This is a genomic window from Enterobacter sp. HNDS-6, assembly GCF_039850505.1.
GTDB lineage: Bacteria > Pseudomonadota > Gammaproteobacteria > Enterobacterales > Enterobacteriaceae > Enterobacter > Enterobacter kobei.
On sequence record NZ_CP156673.1, the window covers coordinates 1,027,563 to 1,048,667 of the forward strand.

General features: G+C 56.2%; 15 protein-coding genes and 3 tRNA genes. 8 read left to right on the forward strand and 10 right to left on the reverse strand.

What is annotated here, in order from left to right; all coding sequences use genetic code 11:
- Positions 1–29 precede the first annotated feature (29 nt).
- Together sdaB and xni are read left to right on the forward strand one after the other, a co-directional pair.
- Positions 30–1,397, forward strand: a complete 1,368-nt coding sequence (sdaB, locus tag ABFI50_RS04690; RefSeq protein WP_014885062.1) for an L-serine ammonia-lyase II — start codon at positions 30–32, stop codon at positions 1,395–1,397.
- 112 nt (positions 1,398–1,509) lie between these two features.
- Positions 1,510–2,265, forward strand: coding sequence for a flap endonuclease Xni (gene xni, locus ABFI50_RS04695; RefSeq protein WP_176260293.1), 756 nt, complete (start codon positions 1,510–1,512; stop codon positions 2,263–2,265).
- Positions 2,266–2,325: 60 nt separating this feature from the next.
- Here the strand turns inward: xni and rlmM are convergent, their stop codons facing one another.
- The 4 genes from rlmM to ABFI50_RS04715 all read right to left on the reverse strand — a co-directional run bounded on the left by rlmM (position 2,326) and on the right by ABFI50_RS04715 (position 5,348).
- A complete protein-coding gene (gene rlmM, locus ABFI50_RS04700; RefSeq protein WP_248197232.1) occupies positions 2,326–3,426 on the reverse strand; it encodes a 23S rRNA (cytidine(2498)-2'-O)-methyltransferase RlmM in 1,101 nt (366 codons plus the stop codon).
- Positions 3,419–3,814: a DUF423 domain-containing protein gene (locus ABFI50_RS04705; protein WP_347485478.1), complete on the reverse strand. Its 396-nt coding sequence runs from the start codon at positions 3,812–3,814 to the stop codon at positions 3,419–3,421. The genes rlmM and ABFI50_RS04705 overlap by 8 nt, the downstream gene beginning before the upstream one ends.
- Before the next feature lie 39 nt (positions 3,815–3,853).
- Positions 3,854–4,771 (reverse strand): glycine cleavage system transcriptional regulator GcvA, encoded by a 918-nt coding sequence (gene gcvA, locus ABFI50_RS04710; RefSeq protein WP_014885066.1) that lies wholly within the window; start codon positions 4,769–4,771, stop codon positions 3,854–3,856.
- Positions 4,772–5,120: 349 nt separating this feature from the next.
- A complete protein-coding gene (locus tag ABFI50_RS04715) occupies positions 5,121–5,348 on the reverse strand; it encodes a YgdI/YgdR family lipoprotein (protein ID WP_008499648.1) in 228 nt (75 codons plus the stop codon).
- A gap of 192 nt (positions 5,349–5,540) precedes the next feature.
- Here ABFI50_RS04715 and csdA point away from each other — a divergent pair, with 192 nt between their 5' ends.
- Both csdA and csdE read left to right on the forward strand, forming a co-directional pair.
- Positions 5,541–6,746 (forward strand): cysteine desulfurase CsdA, encoded by a 1,206-nt coding sequence (gene csdA / locus ABFI50_RS04720; RefSeq protein WP_347485481.1) that lies wholly within the window; start codon positions 5,541–5,543, stop codon positions 6,744–6,746.
- Complete coding sequence (gene csdE / locus ABFI50_RS04725) at positions 6,746–7,192, forward strand: cysteine desulfurase sulfur acceptor subunit CsdE (protein WP_014885068.1); 447 nt, start codon at positions 6,746–6,748, stop codon at positions 7,190–7,192. Before csdA ends, csdE begins: the two co-directional genes overlap by 1 nt.
- Here the strand turns inward: csdE and tcdA are convergent.
- Both tcdA and mltA read right to left on the reverse strand, forming a co-directional pair.
- A complete protein-coding gene (tcdA, locus tag ABFI50_RS04730; protein WP_006811804.1) occupies positions 7,183–7,989 on the reverse strand; it encodes a tRNA cyclic N6-threonylcarbamoyladenosine(37) synthase TcdA in 807 nt (268 codons plus the stop codon). The two genes, csdE and tcdA, sit on opposite strands and share 10 nt — an antisense overlap.
- Positions 7,990–8,066: 77 nt before the next feature.
- On the reverse strand, positions 8,067–9,164 hold the full coding sequence (gene mltA / locus ABFI50_RS04735) for a murein transglycosylase A (protein WP_014885070.1): 1,098 nt from the start codon (positions 9,162–9,164) through the stop codon (positions 8,067–8,069).
- Between the two features lie 208 nt (positions 9,165–9,372).
- Here mltA and ABFI50_RS04740 point away from each other — a divergent pair.
- The 3 genes from ABFI50_RS04740 to ABFI50_RS04750 all read left to right on the forward strand — a co-directional run bounded on the left by ABFI50_RS04740 (position 9,373) and on the right by ABFI50_RS04750 (position 9,691).
- A tRNA-Met gene (locus tag ABFI50_RS04740) sits at positions 9,373–9,449 on the forward strand.
- A gap of 44 nt (positions 9,450–9,493) precedes the next feature.
- A tRNA-Met gene (locus tag ABFI50_RS04745) sits at positions 9,494–9,570 on the forward strand.
- 44 nt (positions 9,571–9,614) lie between these two features.
- Positions 9,615–9,691, forward strand: a tRNA-Met gene (locus ABFI50_RS04750).
- Between the two features lie 89 nt (positions 9,692–9,780).
- Here ABFI50_RS04750 and amiC read toward each other — a convergent pair.
- Positions 9,781–11,034 (reverse strand): N-acetylmuramoyl-L-alanine amidase AmiC, encoded by a 1,254-nt coding sequence (gene amiC / locus ABFI50_RS04755; protein WP_014885071.1) that lies wholly within the window; start codon positions 11,032–11,034, stop codon positions 9,781–9,783.
- A 226-nt stretch (positions 11,035–11,260) separates the two neighbouring features.
- On the opposite strand from amiC, the gene argA reads away from it, so the two are divergent.
- Positions 11,261–12,592 (forward strand): amino-acid N-acetyltransferase, encoded by a 1,332-nt coding sequence (gene argA, locus ABFI50_RS04760; RefSeq protein WP_014885072.1) that lies wholly within the window; start codon positions 11,261–11,263, stop codon positions 12,590–12,592.
- Positions 12,593–12,646: 54 nt separating this feature from the next.
- Here the strand turns inward: argA and recD are convergent, their stop codons facing one another.
- From recD to ptrA, 3 genes are read right to left on the reverse strand one after another with little or no spacing between them, the layout of a single operon-like run.
- Positions 12,647–14,467 carry an exodeoxyribonuclease V subunit alpha gene (recD, locus tag ABFI50_RS04765; protein ID WP_023337709.1) on the reverse strand — a complete coding sequence of 607 codons (1,821 nt, stop codon included), beginning with the start codon at positions 14,465–14,467 and terminating at the stop codon, positions 12,647–12,649.
- Complete coding sequence (gene recB, locus ABFI50_RS04770; protein ID WP_096217991.1) at positions 14,464–18,006, reverse strand: exodeoxyribonuclease V subunit beta; 3,543 nt, start codon at positions 18,004–18,006, stop codon at positions 14,464–14,466. Before recB ends, recD begins: the two co-directional genes overlap by 4 nt.
- Positions 18,003–20,885 carry a pitrilysin gene (gene ptrA, locus ABFI50_RS04775; protein WP_088127248.1) on the reverse strand — a complete coding sequence of 961 codons (2,883 nt, stop codon included), beginning with the start codon at positions 20,883–20,885 and terminating at the stop codon, positions 18,003–18,005. Before ptrA ends, recB begins: the two co-directional genes overlap by 4 nt.
- Between the last annotated feature and the right edge of the window lie 220 nt (positions 20,886–21,105).

Consider the following 21,105-nt stretch of genomic DNA (forward strand, 5'->3'; position numbering starts at 1 on the left):
CCTCTCTGACTGAAAGCAATGGACGCATCATGATTAGCGTATTCGATATCTTCAAAATCGGTATTGGTCCTTCCAGCTCTCACACCGTCGGACCAATGAAAGCCGGTAAGCAGTTCACGGACGACTTGATTGCACGCGGCATCTTGCACGACGTTACCCGCGTGGTTGTCGATGTTTACGGTTCCCTTTCTCTGACCGGGAAAGGCCACCATACCGATATCGCCATTATCATGGGCCTGGCGGGGAACCTGCCGGATACCGTTGATATTGATGCGATCCCTGGCTTCATCCAGGATGTGAACACCCACGGTCGTTTGCTGCTGGCGAACGGTGAGCATGAGGTTGAATTCCCGGTTGACCATTGCATGAATTTCCATGCGGACAACCTGTCGCTGCACGAAAACGGCATGCGCATTACCGCGTTGGCCGGCGACAAAGCGGTTTACAGCCAGACGTATTACTCTATCGGCGGCGGTTTTATCGTCGACGAAGACCACTTTGGTCAAACCAGTACCTCTTCTGTTGAAGTGCCGTATCCGTACAAAACGGCGGCGGATCTTCAGCGTCACTGCCAGGAGACGGGGCTTTCCCTCTCTGGTCTGATGATGAAAAACGAGCTGGCCCTTCACAGCAAAGAGGAACTTGAACAGCATTTCACCAGCGTCTGGGAAGTGATGCGCGGCGGTATTGAGCGCGGGATCACTACCGAAGGCGTTCTGCCTGGCAAGCTTCGCGTACCGCGTCGTGCGGCGGCGCTGCGCCGTATGCTGGTGAGCACCGACAAAACGACTACCGACCCCATGGCCGTCGTGGACTGGATTAACATGTTTGCCCTGGCGGTGAATGAAGAAAACGCCGCAGGGGGCCGCGTGGTCACCGCGCCGACCAACGGCGCATGCGGTATCGTTCCGGCCGTGCTGGCGTACTACGACAAGTTTATCCGTGAGGTCAACGCCAACTCTCTGGCGCGCTACCTGCTGGTCGCCAGCGCGATTGGTTCTCTGTATAAGATGAACGCGTCGATTTCCGGTGCGGAAGTGGGCTGCCAGGGTGAAGTCGGCGTGGCCTGCTCCATGGCAGCGGCGGGTCTGGCTGAACTGTTGGGCGCGAGCCCGGCTCAGGTGTGCATTGCGGCGGAAATCGGCATGGAGCATAACCTGGGTCTGACCTGTGATCCGGTTGCCGGGCAGGTACAGGTACCGTGCATCGAGCGTAACGCGATCGCCTCCGTAAAGGCGGTGAACGCGGCACGTATGGCCCTGCGCCGCACCAGCGAACCGCGCGTCTGTCTCGATAAAGTTATCGAAACCATGTACGAAACCGGCAAAGATATGAACGCCAAATACCGCGAAACCTCTCGCGGCGGCCTGGCGATGAAGATCGTGACCTGCGATTAAGCCTCTCAGGAAGCCTCGTTTTGCGAGGCTTCTTCCTGTTTTCCCTCACGCTATTCGTTTCAACCCGCTGACAGTGATACCCTTTACCCATTAGCTTTAAGGGAGATTATCTGTGGCTGTTCATTTACTTATCGTCGACGCGCTCAACCTGATTCGCCGTATCCATGCGGTACAGGGCACGCCCTGTAAGGACACTTGCCTGCACGCGCTGGAGCAGCTTATTCGCCATAGCGAACCTACCCATGCAGTAGCGGTGTTTGATGACGAAGCGCGGAACAGCGGCTGGCGACACCAGCGTCTCCCTGACTACAAGGCCGGACGCGCGCCGATGCCGGACGACCTGCATGCCGAAATGCCCGTTATTCGCGCGGCCTTTGAACAACGCGGCGTTCCCTGCTGGGGCGCACACGGCAACGAAGCTGACGATCTGGCCGCGACGCTTGCGGTCAAGGTAGCGAGTGCCGGACATCAGTCCACAATCGTTTCAACGGACAAAGGCTACTGCCAGCTTCTCTCTCCCACCATCCGCATCCGCGATTACTTCCAGAAACGCTGGCTGGACGCGCCATTTATTGCCAGCGAGTTTGGCGTCTCACCAGAACAACTGCCTGACTACTGGGGACTGGCGGGAATAAGCAGCTCGAAGGTACCGGGTGTCGCGGGCATCGGGCCGAAGAGCGCCTCCCAGCTGCTGACAGATTTTCAGAGTCTGGAGGGGATATACGCCAGGCTGGATGACGTGCCGGAAAAATGGCGTAAAAAGCTGGAGGCGCACAAAGAGATGGCGTTTATCTGTCGGGATGTGGCGACGTTACAGACGGATTTACAGCTGGACGGGAACTTGCAGCAGTTGCGGTTAGAGCGTTAAACGGTTCACGGTTTTGTTGGCCCGGCAAGCACAGCGCCACCGGGCAAAACAAAGCGCGCGCTATCGCTCGTCGCGACGCCCGCCTACTGCCGCCCACCAGCGACGAATATGTACCGTCACCTCTTCGCGATCGTGATACAGCTGACGCGCCTGGATCTCCACGTTAATACCGTGCTCATCCAGTTGCGCCTGGATGTAGGCCAGGTTCTGAGAGACCTCCTCGTAGCGCTTTTTCATCGGCAGCTTGAGGTTGAAAATGGTCTCGCGGCACCAGCCGTTCACCAGCCAGGAGGCCATCAGCGCGGCCACTTTTGCTGGCTTCTCAACCATGTCGCACACCATCCAGGAGATGTTGTTACGGGTCGGACGATAGCGGAAACCGTCTTCACGCAGCCAGGTTACCTGCCCGGTGTCCATCAGGCTTTGCGCCATTGGGCCGTTATCGACAGACGATACCCACATATTGCGTTTCACCAGCTGATAGGTCCAGCCGCCCGGGCACGCGCCAAGATCGACGGCATACATACCGTTAGCCAGACGCTCGTCCCACTCATCGGCCGGGATAAAGACGTGGAAGGCCTCTTCCAGCTTCAGGGTTGAGCGGCTCGGTGCATCCGACGGGAACTTCAGACGCGGGATCCCCATATAGAATGGCGAATTATTGTTGGTATACGAATAGCCGGCATAACAGCAGCCCGGAGCGATAAAGAAGATGTGTACTACCGGACGCTTCGGCGTTTCGTAGTTCGTCAGCACGCCCGCATCACGCAGCGCCGCGCGCAGCGGCACGGTAAATTTGCGGCAGAACTTCATCAGCTCTTTACTTTCGTTAGTATCCGCCACTTCCACGCGCAGATCGCCGCCCTTCTCCACTACGCCCTGCAGCATGCCGACAATTGGCGTGATGCGGTCTTCCGGGGGAAGGTCTTTCAACAGCTCACCCGCCACAAACATCTGACGAGCGAAGATTAACGAGCTAAACGGCAGTTCGCGCGCCAGCTTATCCGCATCTTCGGGCTGATAGCATTCAAAGACCACATAGCCCGCATTCTCTTTCACGCGGGCGAAGCCGAAGACGTCGCGCTTCGCCGATTTATCGGTAATTTCCGCGGCGCACTCTTTCTCAAACCCCGGGCGACAATATAAAACAACTTTATTCATGAACAACGCCCTTGCGTTTCAGACGGATAGCTCCGATAAACATTAATACCCACCCCACCAGGAAGCTGACGCCGCCGACGGGTGTAACAAACGCCCACAGGCGCAGATGTGAAAGTGCCAGACAGTAGAGGCTGCCGCTGAACAGCACTGTACCCAGCGCCAGAAAAACGCTGCTCCAGTAAAACCAGATGCTGATCCGACGCTGCATCGCCACCGCCAGTCCGAAAATAGCCAGCGTATGGAACGCCTGGTATTCAAGGCCGGTATGGATCCAGCCCATCTCGACAGCACCCAACGACTTACTCAATACATGTGCGCCAAAGGCGCCCAGTGCAACAAAAATAAAGCCACTCACCGCGGCAAAAATAAGCATGAATCGGCTGGTCATGTTTAAGTCCTGAATTAATGCGTGCCCGGCACACAAACGTTATTGTTCATACCTGAAGCGGAATTTCTCTTGCTCGCTTGCCGCCTTTGCCAGTATCCACTGCCGGAAGGCGGCTATTTTACCCAGTTCTGCCTGACTGTCATGACAAACCAGATAAAATGCATTTTTGCTGACCAGTACGTCATTAAATGGGCAAACCAGACGGCCTGCCTCAATTTCGGACTGCGCCATCACGTTGTTAGCCAACGCCACGCCCTGCCCGTGAATGGCAGCCTGTAGCACCATCGCACTGTGGCTAAAAATGGGCCCCTGCTGCACATTTATATGACTTAGACCTAATTGACGGGTATACGTTTGCCAGTCGCGGCGAGAGGCATCATGTAAAAGCGTATGCTGCGCCAGGTCAGCGGGGGTCTTCAGCGCTTTATCGCCCGTTAACAGCAGAGGCGAGCAGACCGGCAGCAGATATTCTGCGTATAATTTCTCGACACGCAAGCCCGGCCAGTTACCTCGACCGTAAAAAATGGCGACATCCACATCATCGGCCAGCTTGTCTTCCTGACGATCCACCGCCTGGATTCGAACGTCGATCCCCGGATAAGCTGAGTTAAAGCTTGAGAGTCTTGGCACCAGCCACTGAATGGCAAAACTGGGTAATAAACTGACAGTCAGGGCACCTTTTGCACTGCGGGCCTGCAGCTTGCGCGTGGCTTCCGTGAGCTGGGAAAAAATCTCTTTAATATCCTGAAAATAGCTCTGCCCTTCTTCAGTCAACAGCAATGAACGATTGCGTCGACGAAATAGCTTAAGGCCCAGGAAATCCTCCAGAGACTTGATTTGATGACTTACTGCGGCCTGTGTCACAAAAAGCTCATCTGCCGCACGGGTGAAGCTGAGGTGACGTGCTGCTGCATCAAAAACGCGTAATGCATTAAGGGGTGGCAATCGCTTTGACATGGTTATCTGGCTTAGATGTTAACTGAATTTAACAAATAGGAAACAACGTTTAACCTATTAGTTTTTTTTATCTGAGCCATTATAATTTGTCCGTTGAGGAACTACCAGCAAATACCTATAGTGGCGGCACTTCCTGAGCCGGAACGAAGAGCTTTTTTCGGAATGCGTGTTCTGAAGGGCTTTTGGCTTACGGTTGTGATGTTGTGTTGTTGTGTTTGCAATTGGTCTGCGATTCAGACCACGGTAGCAACGCTACCAATTTTTCACTTCCTGTACATTTACCCTGTCTGTCCATAGTGATTAATGTAGCACCGCCAACTTGCGGTGCTTTTTTTTCGCCTGCGATCGGTTAATGCTCGATCTCTTTCATCTCTTTCACGTCCGTGCGGTTGATCTGCTGCTTGTTCCCGTTCGCATCTTTATACGAAATCATCCCGGTATCGTTATCGGTTGTCGGTTTCCCTTCCGAAACGATGGAACGACCATCGTTGGTATGCATCACGTAGTTGTTACCAGAACAGGCGCTCAGGGCAAAAGTAAACGCACAGGCAGAAATGATTGCAGCTGTCTTATTCATGATTATTCTCCTTTAGCAATTAATGCTATTCAAACCTCGATTTATAACAGGCTAAAACATCCGCCTAACACTATTTAGCATAACCTGCTTTTACGAGGTCGCCAGGATAAGCAGACGAATCTGATAGATATCAACCTCCTTGCCCTGCCGCTGAAATTGCGCGACGATCGCGTTATTGATATGAGGAGTCCCATGAACGCTTTCAGTCCTGCGCAGTTTCGCGCACAGTTCCCGGCGCTGGCCGATGCCGGTGTTTACCTTGATAGCGCCGCCACCGCTTTGAAGCCCCAGGCGGTGATTGACGCGACGCAGCAGTTCTACAGCCTGAGCGCCGGGAACGTGCATCGCAGTCAGTTTGCCGAAGCGCAGCGCTTAACCGCGCGCTACGAAGCCGCACGCGATCAGGTTGCACGCCTGATCAATGCTGAAAGCGGAAAAAGTATCGTCTGGACGCGCGGCACGACCGAAGCCATTAACATGGTGGCTCAGTGCTATGCCCGCCCACGGCTGCAGGCAGGAGATGAAATCATCGTCAGCGAGGCGGAACACCACGCTAACCTGGTGCCGTGGCTGATGGTGGCCGAGCAAACGGGGGCGCAGATTGTCAAACTTCCGTTGGGTGCAGACTTCCTGCCTGATGTGGCACGTTTGCCCGAGCTGATTACCCCACGCAGCCGCATCCTGGCGTTGGGGCAGATGTCCAACGTCACCGGTGGCTGCCCGGATCTGGCCCGCGCTATTGAGATTGCCCATGCCAGCGGTATGGTGGTGATGGTCGACGGGGCGCAGGGGGTAGTGCATTTCCCGGCTGATGTGCAGGCGCTTGATATCGACTTCTATGCCTTCTCCGGACATAAGCTCTACGGGCCAACCGGCATTGGCGCACTCTACGGCAAGCCGGAACGGCTGGCGCAAATGACGCCGTGGCTCGGGGGCGGCAAAATGATTACCGAGGTGACATTCGACGGCTTCAAAACGCAGGATGTACCTTATCGTCTTGAAGCCGGTACGCCAAACGTGGCGGGCGTGATTGGCTTAAGCGCTGCGCTGGAGTGGCTGACTGAAACAGACATTGTTCAGGCAGAGAGCTGGAGCCGCGGCCTTGCGACGCTGGCGGAAGAAGAACTTAAAAAACGCCCCGGTTTCCGCTCGTTCCGCGTACAAGACTCGAGCCTGCTCGCCTTTGATTTCGCAGGCGTTCATCATAGCGACATGGTGACGCTGCTGGCCGGGTACGGCATTGCCCTGCGGGCAGGACAGCACTGCGCCCAGCCGCTTCTGGCAGCGCTCGGCGTGAGCGGCACCCTGCGCGCCTCGTTTGCGCCGTATAATACTCAAAGCGATGTCGAGGCACTGATTAGCGCCGTTGACCACGCCCTTGAAATACTGGTGGATTAATGACTCAAGCAGCGTTAGCCGGACATCCGTTCGGCACAGTCATCACAGAAGAGACCTTAAAACAGACCTTCGCTCCCCTCACGCAGTGGGAGGACAAATATCGTCAGCTGATCCTGCTGGGCAAGCAGCTCCCCACGCTTTCAGACGATCTTAAAGCGCAGGCGAAAGAGATCGCTGGCTGCGAGAACCGCGTCTGGCTCGGGTTTAGCGTATCCGGGGAGAAGCTTCACTTCTTCGGCGACAGCGAAGGCCGTATCGTGCGCGGGCTGCTGGCGGTTCTGTTAACCGCAGTGGAAGGGAAAAGCGCGGCAGAATTGTTAGCACATTCGCCGCTAATGTTCTTCGATGAGCTCGGGCTGCGCGCGCAGCTCAGCGCCTCACGCGGTCAGGGTCTGATCGCGCTCAGCGACGCGGTACTGGACGCAGCACGTCAGGCTCAGGCCTGACGTTCCGCCTTCGCCATCATCTTTTTCAGGGCGTGAGAAACCGCCACAAAGCCAAAGGAAGCGGTTACCATGGTGGCCGCCCCAAACCCTGAGGCGCAATCCATACGTTTGGGTCCTTCCGCCGTACTTTTCATTGCGCAGACCGACCCGTCCGCCTGGGGATAGACCAGCGCTTCGGTCGAGAACACGCAGTCAACGCCCAGCTTGCCTTTGCTGTTCTTCACCACGTTAAAGTCGCTTTTCAGGCGTTCACGCAGCTTTGCCGCCAGCGGATCCTGAATGGTTTTCGCCAGGTCGGCGACCTGGATTTGCGTCGGATCGATTTGCCCGCCCGCGCCGCCCGTCGTGACCAGTGGCACCTTGTAGCGACGGCAGTAGGCGATCAGCGCCGCTTTGGGACGCACGCTGTCGATAGCGTCAATCACATAGCTATAGCCTTTGCTCATGTACTCCGCGACGTTATCTGCCGTGACAAAGTCGTCGATCACCGTCACGCGACATTCCGGATTAATGAGACGAATGCGTTCCGCCATCACTTCAGACTTTGCCAGGCCGACGTTATCACGAAGGGCATGGATTTGACGGTTGGTATTGGTGACGCAAACGTCATCCATATCAATCAGCGTGATTGCGCCAATACCGGTTCTCGCCAGCGCCTCTGCCGCCCACGACCCCACACCACCAATGCCCACGACGCAGACATGCGCATCCGCAAACAGCTGCAGGGCTTTTTCACCATAGAGACGTGCCGTGCCGCCAAAACGCTGACGCCAGGCATCGCTGATTACCACAGACATAAAACCTCAGATGTAAAAAGGGTGAGGTTCTTCCTCACCCTGAACAAGTAATCCGTATTGCGCTCAGAATACCACAATCAACCGCTGAATACGTTTCCGGTACCCGGTGCGGCCTTCAGCACCCACACGCGTCCGTAGTGGTTATACCAGCCCGCACGGTGGCCAGCATCCGGGCCAATGCCCTGATAAATATCGAAGTGCTGGCCTTTAATCGCCCCGCCCACATCCAGCGCCACCATCAGACGCAGCTCATACTGACCGTTGAATTTACCGTTGTTGTCCAGCAGCGGGACTTCCGCCAGCAGCGTGGTACCCGCAGGAATAATAGAACGATCCGATGCCACCGACGCGCGGCCAATCAGCGGAACGGCACTCGCCCCCTTCACCGGTGCGAAGTTTTGCGGTTTAAAGAAGACGAACGACGGGTTCTGCTCCAGCAGTTCACGCACCTCGGCTTCACTGTGCTTTTCGCCCCACTCGCGGATCGCCTGCATCGACATATCTTCCTTCTTCACTTCACCGCGGTCGATCAGCACCTTACCAATACTGCGATAGGCGTGGCCGTTTTTACCGGAATAGCTGAAGAAGTTAAGCGGCGAACCGTCGCCAAAATCGATGTAGCCACTGCCCTGAACGTCCATGATGAAGTTATCCATCAGGGAGTTGCTGTAAGCCAGAACGTAGTTTTCGCTCAGCGCACCCGCGTAGATCTCTGCACGAGAAGGCAGACGACCGCGTTTTGGCGGCATACGGTAGATAGGATACTGGAACTCACCCTGGCGCGTGTGTCGCGCCTGAATCACGGGCGTGTAATACCCTGTGAACTGGACGTTGCCGTAGTTATCCGCCCCTTCCATCTGCCAGGCGTCAATACCAAACTGGCGCATGTTGCGCGTATCACCGCCTGCTTTCAGCCAGTCCTGGACCGCGTTGTACACGCTACTCTGAGTGCCATACAGACGCGGCGACGCATTGCGGATCTGGTAAACCTGCTCGGAGAAATCGCCGGCGTTGATCGGAGCACCGACAGCATCAGGCTGATTAACTAAAGAGAAAGGCTGGGATAACTTCCCGTCTTTATACTGTTGACCGCGATCGGTCGGTTTGGAAGAGCAGGCCGCAAGAATCGCTACCATTGCGCCTGCCATCAGATACTTCGCCCAACGTCCTTTCATTATATCTCGTCTTTAAGTTGCCCATTTCCGCGTGATGAAGATAACAAACCGCCAGGGCTAATGAAATGCGTTCGCATGCCCTTTGGCAAATTTTGCGCAAAAAATAGTCCATACAGCGCCATGTCGTTCAATTTGCATACAAAATCATGATTTATGTAAAAAAGGGGTTGCATCACAAACCTATCCGAGTATAGTGCGCATCCACGGACGCGGGGTGGAGCAGCCTGGTAGCTCGTCGGGCTCATAACCCGAAGGTCGTCGGTTCAAATCCGGCCCCCGCAACCAATTAAAATTTGATGAAGTATCTTCTACGACAGTAGAAAGACGGACGCGGGGTGGAGCAGCCTGGTAGCTCGTCGGGCTCATAACCCGAAGGTCGTCGGTTCAAATCCGGCCCCCGCAACCAATCAAATTTGAAGAAGTAAGTTTCTACAAGAGTAGAAAGACGGACGCGGGGTGGAGCAGCCTGGTAGCTCGTCGGGCTCATAACCCGAAGGTCGTCGGTTCAAATCCGGCCCCCGCAACCAACACTTCTAAAAACAATAAACACCCTGAAGGGTGTTTTTTTGTATCTGTCGTTTGTGAATGTGCCGGGCGTTTCACCCGGCTGAATGCGCTATCCGCGTCGCGCCAGCGTCGCCCCGTCTGAGAAATACGCCCGAATCCCCGCCAGAATCGACTCCGCCACCTCCTGCTGGAATTTTGCCGTCTTGAGCTTACGCTCCTCTTCAACGTTACTGATAAACGCCGTTTCGACCAGTATGGAGGGAATATCCGGCGCTTTAAGCACCGCAAACCCGGCCTGCTCAACGCTGTTTTTATGCAGCTTATTGATGTTACCCAGCTTGCCCAGCACTGCTTTACCAAACTTCAGGCTGTCGTTAATGGTCAGGGACTGCACCATATCGAACATCGTGTGGTCGACGTAGCGGTCACCGCTTTTGCTCACGCCACCGATCAGATCCGAGGCGTTCTGAGTGTCGGCCAGGTAACGCGCCGCGGTACTGGTCGCGCCTTTGGTTGAGAGCGCAAACACTGACGATCCACTCGGCTGACGGCTGGTAAAGGCATCTGCGTGGATCGAGACAAAGAGATCGGCGCGCTGCTTCTGCGCTTTCGCCACGCGAACTTTCAGGGGGATAAAGACATCTTCATTGCGCGTCATGTAGGCGCGCATATTGCCCTCTTTATCAATCAACGCCTTCAGACGACGGGCAATTTGCAGCACCACGTCTTTCTCCCGCGTATGATATTTCCCCACCGCACCCGAGTCTTCGCCGCCGTGGCCAGGATCGAGCATGATCACAATCGGGCGATCGCGCCCCGCTTTGCCCGGCTGCGGACCACTTTGCGCAGGCGGAACCTGACGTTGCAGATCGCCTTTGTTGTAATCCTCCAGCAGGGCCAGAAGCGGATCCTGAATATCCGTTGCATTGGCTGGGTAGAGATCCATTACCAGACGCTCTTTAAACGTCGCCACAGGGGCGAGAGCGAACAGCTGCGGCTTCACGTTCTGTTTGAGCTCAAACACCATACGCACGGTTTGCGGATCAAACTGCCCGACGCGCGCCGATTTAATAAACGGATCGTCACCGCGGATCTGCGCCGCCATCCCCTTCAGCACGGAGTTAAGGTTCACGCCTTCGAGATCCACTACCACACGTTCAGGATTGCTGAGGGCAAATTGCTTATATTTCAGCACACGATTGGATTCGACCGTCACGCGCGTGTACGTCGACGACGGCCAGACGCGCACCGCCACCACCTGACTCGTGGCGGCAAGGCCGACCTGGCTGACGCTAAGCAACCACATTGCCCCGGCCCCTTTTAACAAACGGCGGCGGCTTATTGCTGAATTGGATCCCGACATGCTTCTCCCGAGCAAGAAAACGAACTGATATACAAAAGTCCAGATTGACCGAAAACTTTAACGAATGACGCATAAACTGTCATCTATAAAAGGGTAAACAATTCGCTGCTAACGCACGGATTACTTATTCATTTCTGTGGGTCGCAGAAAATTTGCACTTGCACACGCGGCCACAATCGAATAAAAATACAGAAATTACGAATAAACATTCATTAAGGGTTGTGCCATGGTGAAGGAACGTAGAACCGAACTGGTCCAGGGATTCCGCCATTCTGTTCCCTATATCAACGCCCACCGGGGAAAAACGTTTGTCATCATGCTTGGTGGCGAAGCCATTGAACATGAAAATTTTTCAAGCATCGTCAATGACATAGGCCTGCTGCACAGTCTCGGGATCCGCCTGGTGGTGGTCTACGGCGCGCGCCCGCAGATTGATGCCAACCTGGCCGCTCACCACCACGAGCCGATTTACCACAAACATACCCGCGTCACAGATGCAAAAACCCTGGAACTGGTGAAACAGGCGGCGGGGCTGCTGCAGCTGGATATTACGGCTCGCCTGTCGATGAGTCTGAACAACACACCGCTGCAGGGGGCGCATATCAACGTCGTGAGCGGCAACTTTATCATCGCCCAACCGCTCGGCGTGGACGATGGCGTGGATTACTGCCACAGCGGCCGCATTCGTCGTATTGATGAAGAGGCCATTCACCGCCAGCTGGACAGCGGTGCCATCGTGCTCATGGGCCCGGTGGCGGTATCCGTGACCGGCGAAAGCTTCAACCTCACGTCAGAAGAGATTGCCACCCAGCTGGCTATCAAGCTGAAGGCGGAAAAAATGATTGGGTTTTGCTCCTCACAGGGCGTCGTTAACGATGAAGGGGTGATTGTGCCGGAACTCTTCCCGAATGAAGCCCAGGCGCGCGTGGAAGCGCTGGAAGCCGAAGGAGATTACCACTCCGGCACCGTGCGTTTTCTGCGTGGTGCGGTGAAGGCCTGCCGTAGCGGCGTACGCCGTAGCCACCTGATCAGCTATCAGGAAGACGGGGCCTTACTGCAGGAGCTGTTCTCTCGGGATGGCATCGGTACCCAGATTGTCATGGAGAGTGCGGAGCAGATACGCCGCGCGACCATCAACGATATCGGCGGTATTCTGGAACTGATCCGCCCGCTGGAACAGCAGGGTATTCTGGTGCGTCGTTCCCGTGAACAGCTGGAGATGGAGATCGACAAATTCACCATTATTCAGCGCGATAACCTGACCATTGCCTGCGCCGCGCTCTATCCGTTCCCGGAAGAGAAGATCGGTGAAATGGCCTGTGTGGCTGTGCATCCTGACTACCGGAGCTCTTCTCGCGGAGAAATGCTGCTAGAGCGCGTGGCGGCGCAGGCGCGCCAGATGGGATTGAGCAAGCTGTTCGTCCTGACCACGCGCAGCATTCACTGGTTCCAGGAACGCGGGTTCACGCCGGTGGATATCGATTCCCTGCCGGAAACGAAGAAAGAGATGTACAACTATCAGCGCCGTTCAAAAGTGCTGATGGCCGACCTGGGATAATACGCCACTTGCCGGGAAGCGCTGCGCTTACCCGGCCTGCATTTCGTCCCTCATTCAGAGAGACTCAAAGATTGCGCCCAGCCCGCTTCGGCGTTCCGTGCGGGTGGCGATGGCCTGCATCAGCACGCGTTCATCGGTATACAGCGACAGGCGCTGACGCGCACGCGTGATGGCGGTATAGATCAGCTCGCGGGTAACGACAGGTGAAAGCTGCGTCGGCAGGATCAGCGCCGCATGGTTAAACTCAGAGCCCTGCGATTTATGCACCGTCATCGCCCACGCAGTTTCATGCTCGGGCAAACGGCTGGGCTGGAAGGACTTCACGCTACCATCCGGCATCTGGAACCAGACGCGCAACCCCTGCCCGCGATCGAGTGCAATGCCGATATCGCCATTAAACAACCCCAGCGCACTATCGTTGCGGGAAATCATCACCGGGCGCCCTTCATACCAGCGCGAGTGCAGGGTACGGTTGATTTTACGTTTCTGCGCCAGCAGCTGTTCCAGCCTGTCATTCAGGCCGCTGACGCCAAACGGCCCCTCCCTCAACGCGCAGAGCAACTGATATTCGCCAAACGCGGCAATCACCTGCTCCGGCGGACGTTGCTGTTGTACGCCGGTGAGAAAATGTTGATACCCCAGCAGGGCATCATCCAGCATCGCCTGATACTCTTCCCCACTTTGCAGCGATTTTTTCTCAATGTCGGTAAAGGTACCGTCAAACACCGCACAGGTCGTGTGCCGGTCTCCCCGGTTCACCGCCGACGCAAGCTGCCCGATGCCGGAGTCGCTGCCGAAACGGTAGCTTTTTTGCAGCAGGCACAAGCTGTCGCGCAGCGCGCCCGCGATCGAGTGCTGTTCCGCCGCAAGGGAACACCCTGTCAGGCGGGCCAACTCCTCCGCGCGTTCCGCGGTATAACCCAGACTGGCATAGGTGCAGATATCACCCAGCACGGCCCCGGCTTCCACGGACGCTAGCTGGTCACGGTCGCCGAGGAAAATGACCCGCGCATGAGGCGGCAAAGCATCGATCAGCCGCGACATCATCGTCAGGTCAATCATCGACGCTTCATCCACCACCAGCACATCCAGGTGTAGCGGGTTACCGGCATGGTAGCGCAGACGCTGGCTACCCGGCTGCGCGCCAAGTAACCGATGCAACGTGCTGGCTTCATTGGGTAAAAGCGCAAGCTGTTCCCCTGTGAGCGGCAATTTTTGCAGGGCACCGCCTAATGACTCCGTCAGACGTGCCGCGGCTTTACCGGTGGGAGCCGCCAGACGAATACGACACTTTTGCTCACCGGATAACTGAATCAGCGCGGCAAGCAGTTTTGCAACCGTCGTTGTTTTCCCGGTGCCCGGGCCGCCCGAAATCACCGAGATCCGCCGCGTTAACGCCACGGCGGCCGCCACTTTCTGCCAGTCAGTCGCGTCGTCAGAGGTAAACAGCGTATCCAGCACTTGCCGGAGCTGCGCTTCATCGCAGGGAAGCGGGGCGTTGGTCTCGCTGAAGAAGCGCGCCACCGTCAGTTCGTTACGCCAGAGTCGGTTCAGATACAAACGCTCGCCGGTCAAAATCAGTGGCGTCCCGGTATCGGTCGCGCTGACGGCAGGCGAGCGGAGTAATATCGCCTGCCAGTCCACTGCCTCACCGAGCAGTGCGAAACACGACTGCAGCGCCGGAGGCATTTTCTCATCCACAGCCAGACGCGACAGCGGAAGGCACACATGCCCCTCGCCTGCGTCCTTACTCAGAATGGCGGCAGCGAGCATAACGGCTGGCTCCTCGCCCGCCACCATCATGGCAAACTGCACGTCCAGGTGGCGCAATAATCGTTGTTCTACCGCCTCCAGCAATAGCGCCTGCATCGTCATGCCACCTCCTCTGTGCGTGCAGCAAACAGGTTATCCATTTTTTCAATCAGCTCCGCATCCGGACGGGTGCTAAAAACGCCCGACTGCGGGTCGTTAGCATCCACGCCGCGCAGGAACAGGTAAATAACGCCGCCAAAATGGTCTTCGTAACGGTAATCGGCCATGCGATGGCGCAGGTACCGGTGCAACGCCAAGGTATAGAGCTGATACTGTAGGTCGTAGCGATGCATTTGCATCGCTGAGGCCATCGCCTGTTGGGTATAGGCTTCGCTGTTCTCACCCAGCCAGTTCGATTTGTAATCCAGCAGGTAGTAGCGCCCTTCGTGGCGGAAAACCAGGTCGATGAACCCTTTTAGCATCCCCTGAACCTGGCGGAAGTTGAGCGGTGGGCACCCGGCGGATAACGGATCGTACTCACGGATCAACGCGTCAAGCGCGTCGGCCCTGAGCGGGCTGGCGATGGGGAGATAAAACTCCATTTCGACCTGTTTATCTTTGGCGGTCAGCTGGCTGAGGGAAATCCCCTGTGTCGTGAGCGGCGCGTGCAAAACAGCGCGGAGCCAGTCGGTGAGAACCGGCTGCCATTGGGCGTCGTAGCCGCCGCTCTGGAGCATCTTCAGCACCCATTCTTCAGAGACCGGCTGGGTAAAATCCAGCTCTTCAAACAGGCTGTGTAAAAACGTGCCCGGCGAGGCCCCACGCGGGAACTGATGCGGTGTGAGCACCGGTTCAGCGGGCACGCTTCCTGCGCCTGCAGCATCTACGTCCAGTTTAGGCATCAAATCCTGAGCAACGCTTTGCCCGTGCTGCTGTAAACCGGAGTAACTGGTAACGCGCCAGTCGTCGGCAATCGTGCGGGCAACCTGGCGGGCATGCAGCTCTGACGCTCTCTCTTCCGGCGTCTGCCAGCGGCTGTTGTCGGGCTGAGACGGAATATGCAGGGCAACATGCTCTGAGCAAAGAGATTCGATGCACTGGCGCAGACCGGCAGCATCTTTGGGTTCGCCTCGCTGGATAAGCCTTCCCAGCGCACTCAGATGAAAATCACTCTCGCCGCTCTTATCGCCCCGGCGACGAAACAGCGGCGCAACGCCCAGGCTGCAGTGCCAGACCGAGCGGGTCAGCGCCACATAAAGCAGACGCAGATCTTCTGCCAGACGCTCGGCTTCGGCCAGCTCAACGCTTGACTCTGCGTTGCTGAGATCGAGTACCGCTTCAAACGACTCGCGATCGTGGTAAAAAGCCTGATCCTGCACGCGGTAATTGGCGATAAAGGGCAGCCAGACCAGCGGGTATTCCAGGCCTTTCGATTTGTGAATGGTGACGATTTGCACCAGGTGTTTATCACTCTCAAGGCGCATCTGCTGGCTGGACGAATTACTGTTCGGGTCGGCAATCTGCTGCGCCAGCCAGCGCACCAGGGCATGCTCGCTCTCCAGCTGTGTCCCCGCTTCCTGCAGCAATTCGCTGATATGCAGAATATCGGTCAGACGGCGCTCACCGCCCGCGGTTGCGAGCATGTTCTCCGCAATGTGACGCTCTGCCATGAGCTCACGCACCATCGCCATCACGCCGCGCTTTTGCCATTTTTCGCGGTAGCGAACAAACTCTTCTACCACGGCATCCCACGCGGCTTCGTCATTGTTGAGCACATCAATATCACGCGCATTCAGCCCGAGCATCGCACTCGCCAGTGCACTGCGCAGCGTACTTTCACGCTCTGGCGCCAGCACGGCCTGCAGCAGCCAAAGCATCTCCTGGGCTTCCAGCGTTTCAAAAACGCTGTCGCGGTTGGAAAGATAGACGGACGGAATATTCAGTAGCGTCAGGGCGTCGCGAATAAGCGCGGCCTCCTGGCGGCTTCGCACCAGCACCGTGATATCGGATGCTTTTACCGGCGCGGGTTTATCGCCCTTCCACAGCAGCGCATCTCCCCGCGCGCCTGCGCTGAGCCAGTCCCTAATCTGCGCCGCACAGTACTGGGCCATGGCATTTTGATAGTCGGCGACGCCACAGCCTTCTCCGTCCAGCAGCCAGAAGTGCATGGCGGGCTGCGTCTCACCGTTGAATTCGAAGCGCAACGAATCGTTTTTCGGGGCAAATTTGACCGGCAGAAACGGGATTTCCCGGAACATAAACGCCATATCCATGCGACTGAACAGCGCGTTAACGCTTTCCACCATGCCGGGAGAGGATCGCCAGTTGGTATCGAGCGTATAGTGCGCATCAACCTCACTGCGGGCTTTCATGTAGGTGAAAATATCCGCACCGCGGAAAGCGTAAATGGCCTGCTTCGGATCGCCGATTAACAGCAGTGCGGTGCCGGGCTGATGGCGCCAGATACGGCGGAAAATACGGTACTGCTGAGGATCGGTATCCTGAAACTCGTCAATCATTGCGACCGGGAAGCGAGTACGAATCGCCTCTGCAAGCGCTTCGCCATTTTCGCTGCACAACGCCGCATCAAGGCGACTCAGCATGTCATCAAAACCCAGCTCGCCCCGCCGGCGCTTTTCGCGCGCCACGGCATCGCGAATTTCCGTCATCGCACGGGTGATCATCAGATCGTTAAGCGTCAGGGGCTCCGCCAGCAGAGTTTCAATTGCCACAAACAGGGGATGTTCAGGCACAATGCCGTCGGCTTTGGTCCGCTCAACCAGGAAACGCTGTGAGAATTTCTCCAGCGCGTCCGGAAGCTGATAACCGCGCGTCTCTTCCTGCGCCCATGCGCTGATCTTCTCGATCCATTTCCCCTGGTTGCCACGGTTGAACTTGCGTCTGTCGATCCCGGAACTCTCGATGATCGCCTCAATCTCGCCGACTGATTCATTCCATTTTTGCTTGATGTCTGCGATTCGCGCGATGATTTTTTCATGGCGTGAGGCCAGGGTTTCATCCGCTGGCGGCGGCGATTTGATGACCGGCGCTTCCCCCTGAAGATAACGATCGATGGCACGCAGCAGTGCCTCTGGCCCTTTCCACAAGGCATGTACCGCTTCGGCGATATCGCGCGGTAACGGGTAGCAGTGGCGACGCCAGAAATCCGCACAGGCCTGATAGCGCAGCACGGATTCATCTTCAATGAGTTGTTGTTCAAACAGCATGCCGGATTCGAACGCATTCAGACTCAGCATGCGCTGGCAAAACCCGTGAATGGTAAAGACGGACGCTTCGTCCATCTGTCGTTCCGCAAGGAGCAGCCACTGGGCGGCCTGCTGCTTATCAGCAATTTCTTCCAGAAGGCTCGCGTAGAGAGGGTTATCCGTACTCTGGCGCAGGCAGGCGATGCGCAGTTCGTGAATATTGGTACGAATACGGCCGCGCAACTCAGCGGTGGCGGCCTCGGTAAAGGTCACGACCAACAGCTCTTCAACGCTCAAAGGGCGCGGAAAAGCAGCGTTACCGCCAAGCCCTAACAGCAGGCGCAGATAGAGCGCGGCAATGGTAAACGTTTTTCCCGTTCCCGCTGAGGCTTCAATCAATCGTTCACCCTGTAGAGGTAAACGTAAGGGATCAAGGGACTCAGCGGTATCGGTCATTCTTTCTTACTCCAGGGCATTGATTGCTGCAGCGCGCTGACGCTCTTCCAGACTTTCCAGCCTTGTGGATTCACGTACTCCGTTTTCCCGTTCTGGCTACCGGAAACCTGAGACAGAATGGTGATGCCCTGCGGCTTAATCACGGCCTGATGGAAGAAGTCCGCAACCTTCTGCGGCGTCAGCTGTTTTATCTCGGCCACTACTTTATCACGCGAATCAAATTTCATATTACCGCGATCAAAATCTTTGCTCAGCTGCGACGCCTCTTCGCCCAGCGTCTGCGGCGGCTGCATCACCTGCGCAATGACGGCCTGCTGGATCTGGGAAAATTCTTCCGGCTTCATGGCCCGCAACTTTGCTTCCACCTGCGGGAAGAACGCCTGATAGCGCTGCCAGAGATAGGCCGGTTGTTTATCGCTGCTTTGCAGCAGGAAGCCCAGCCCCCACTGACGGCCAACGTTCATCGAGAAAGCAAATACCGCGTAGCCAAGCTGCTCTTCCGTACGCAGTTGGTTATAGAACCACGGCTGAATAATCTGCCCCAGCACCGCGCTCTGTGCGGACCCGGAGAATTCGTCATAGCCCGTGGGCACAAACACTGCAGCCAGCGCGGAATCGGTACTGCTCCCCGCTTTTTCAAAAATCACATTCTGTTTTTTCTCAACCAGCACGTCCTGGTTACGGCACCACTCGTCGCCTTTCGAACCCAGCTGAGTGCGGACATTCTCTGCCAGCGTTTTAGCCTGATCCTCGCTCATGTTACCGACGATAAGGAACTCAGGACGCGTGTTAGTTTTCAGCGCATCACGGTAATCCAGCACCTCTTTTAATGAGATAGATGGCAGCAATGCCCGGCGTTCTTCACGCTGGAAATACGGGATTTGCGACAGCATTTGCGCTGGCATCAGCGCCTGATCGTAGGCTTTGCCCTTTTCCGCAGAATCCATCATCTGCGCATACCAGGACTTGGCCTGCTCAAGCTGCTCTTCCGTCGGCGTATAGCTAAAATAGCCCTCCAGCAGTGCCTGGAACAGCTGAGGCAAACGCTGGGTATAGCCATTTGCATTCAGCATCAAACCATTGTTGGCATTGGTGGAGAAGCTGATCCCGCCAACGGCTGCCTGGTTGCTAAGCTGATCGAGCGCGATACCCGCGAGATAGTCATTCAGCGCGAACATCACCTGATTTTTGGCACTATTCATCGCTTTCGGATTACGCAGCACCACGCTGACATCCACCTTTGGCTCGCTCGCGAAATAACGGCTTGGGGTATACACCACGCGCAGCGTCGGCTCATCGACAATGAGCTGGGGGTGCGGATAATCCTTAGTGGTTTTGATAAGCGTAAAATCATCCGGAATGTAAGGGTTCAGTTCCGGCAACGTCAACGCAATCTCTCCAGCCTTCTTTTGCCAGGCAGCGAAGGTCTGGTCGCCGATCTTGTCTACCTGATAAGGTGCATCGACAAAGTAGGCGGTTTTGTTATGCGGTTCGTTCGGGCTGATGTACCAGATACGGGCATTCTGCGGGGTCATCATCGCCAGGCGCGCTTTTAACGCCGCCGCATCATAGCGATCGGCAATATTGACCGCATCGAGGGTGTGTTCCACCGGCACGCGGATCATGGTATCCGCCAGCCACTCCACATAATCCATGTCGCGGGTGATGGACGGGTAACGGAAATCGAGATCCAGCACATGAGCGAGTTCATCAAAATAGCGCTTATCGACGCCTTTCTCACGCAGCAAAGAGAGGTAGCTGAAGATAGCGGCAACCACTTCATCACGGTTGGCCTGCCCTTTGTCGGTCAGGGTGGCGGAAATTGCCAGCACGCCGCTGTTGCCGTTTACAACAGGATCCGAATCGGCGCGAATCCCTTCCACCAGCCCCTGTTTTTGCAGCCAGTCGGATAATGTTCCCGGACTGCGGTTACCAATCAGGTAGGTCACCAGCTCGTCGGTTTTGCTGCGAAACTGTGCGGTGTTGTTATCAATGCGGAACTCAACGCGCAGCACCTTGCGGGGCATGGCAGGAACGTAGTGGATGACGATCCCTTTTTGCGCGTCCGTGACAACCGGCACGTCAATCTTGGGCAGGTCGATATTTTTATTTGGCACCCGGCCAAACGTTTTTGCCGCCAAACCAGCCAGTTCAGGCAGCGGTTTGTTGCTGTAAATAACCGCCTTCATCAGGTTGGCTGAGTAGTATTTGTCGCGAAACGCATGCAGAGCATCAATGACCGGGCTGCCGGGTTTATCGCTGAGCGTCTCCAGATTGCCGCCCGAGAAGCGTGCACCTGGGTGCGCCGGGTTGATCGTCTCAGCGCTGACCTGCGCCATACGCATACCGTCTCGGGTACGGGCCATCGTCAGTTCGGCATTCACCGCATTGCGTTCACGATCGGCGTACTTTTTATCCAGCAGCGGCGCGGCGATAGCATCCGCAAGACGATCAACCGCCCCGTCCAGCGCGTCATTTTCGACTTCGAGATAAAAGGCCGTGCGGTAAGGTGCCGTGCTGGCATTGTGGCTGCCGCCATGCATTTTTAGAAATTCGGACAGGCTATCCGGCTGCGGATACTTCTTTGACCCCATTAACGTCATGTGTTCGAGGTAATGCGCCAGCCCCGGGTGAGCCTCAGGATCTTCCAGCGATCCAATCGGCACGACCAATGCCGAGAGGGATTTCACCGCCTGCGGATCGGAAACCAGCAGCACGGTCATGCCGTTATCAAGCCGGATCGCCTGATACTGCCGGGTGTCTTTTTCGCTCTTACGGATAGTGTCCTGAACGGGTTGCCAACCGGAGTCTGCCTGAGTGAAGGGAGCCCAAAGGGCGATAAACAAAACAAACGCTTTGAACACGGTGCTGCCTGGCATTACGACCTCTTTATCACGGCTATCCCCGTCATACTTCAAGTTGCATGTGCGTTGGCTGCGTGCGTTCACCCCAGTCACTTACTTATGTAAGCTCCAGGGGATTCACACCCTTGCCGCCTTCCTGCAACTCGAATTATTTAGGGTAAACATCATTAACACACTGCGTGCTGGACACGCCAACATCTCTTTATTGGGGGTACATCAGTCCATGATAAGAAGT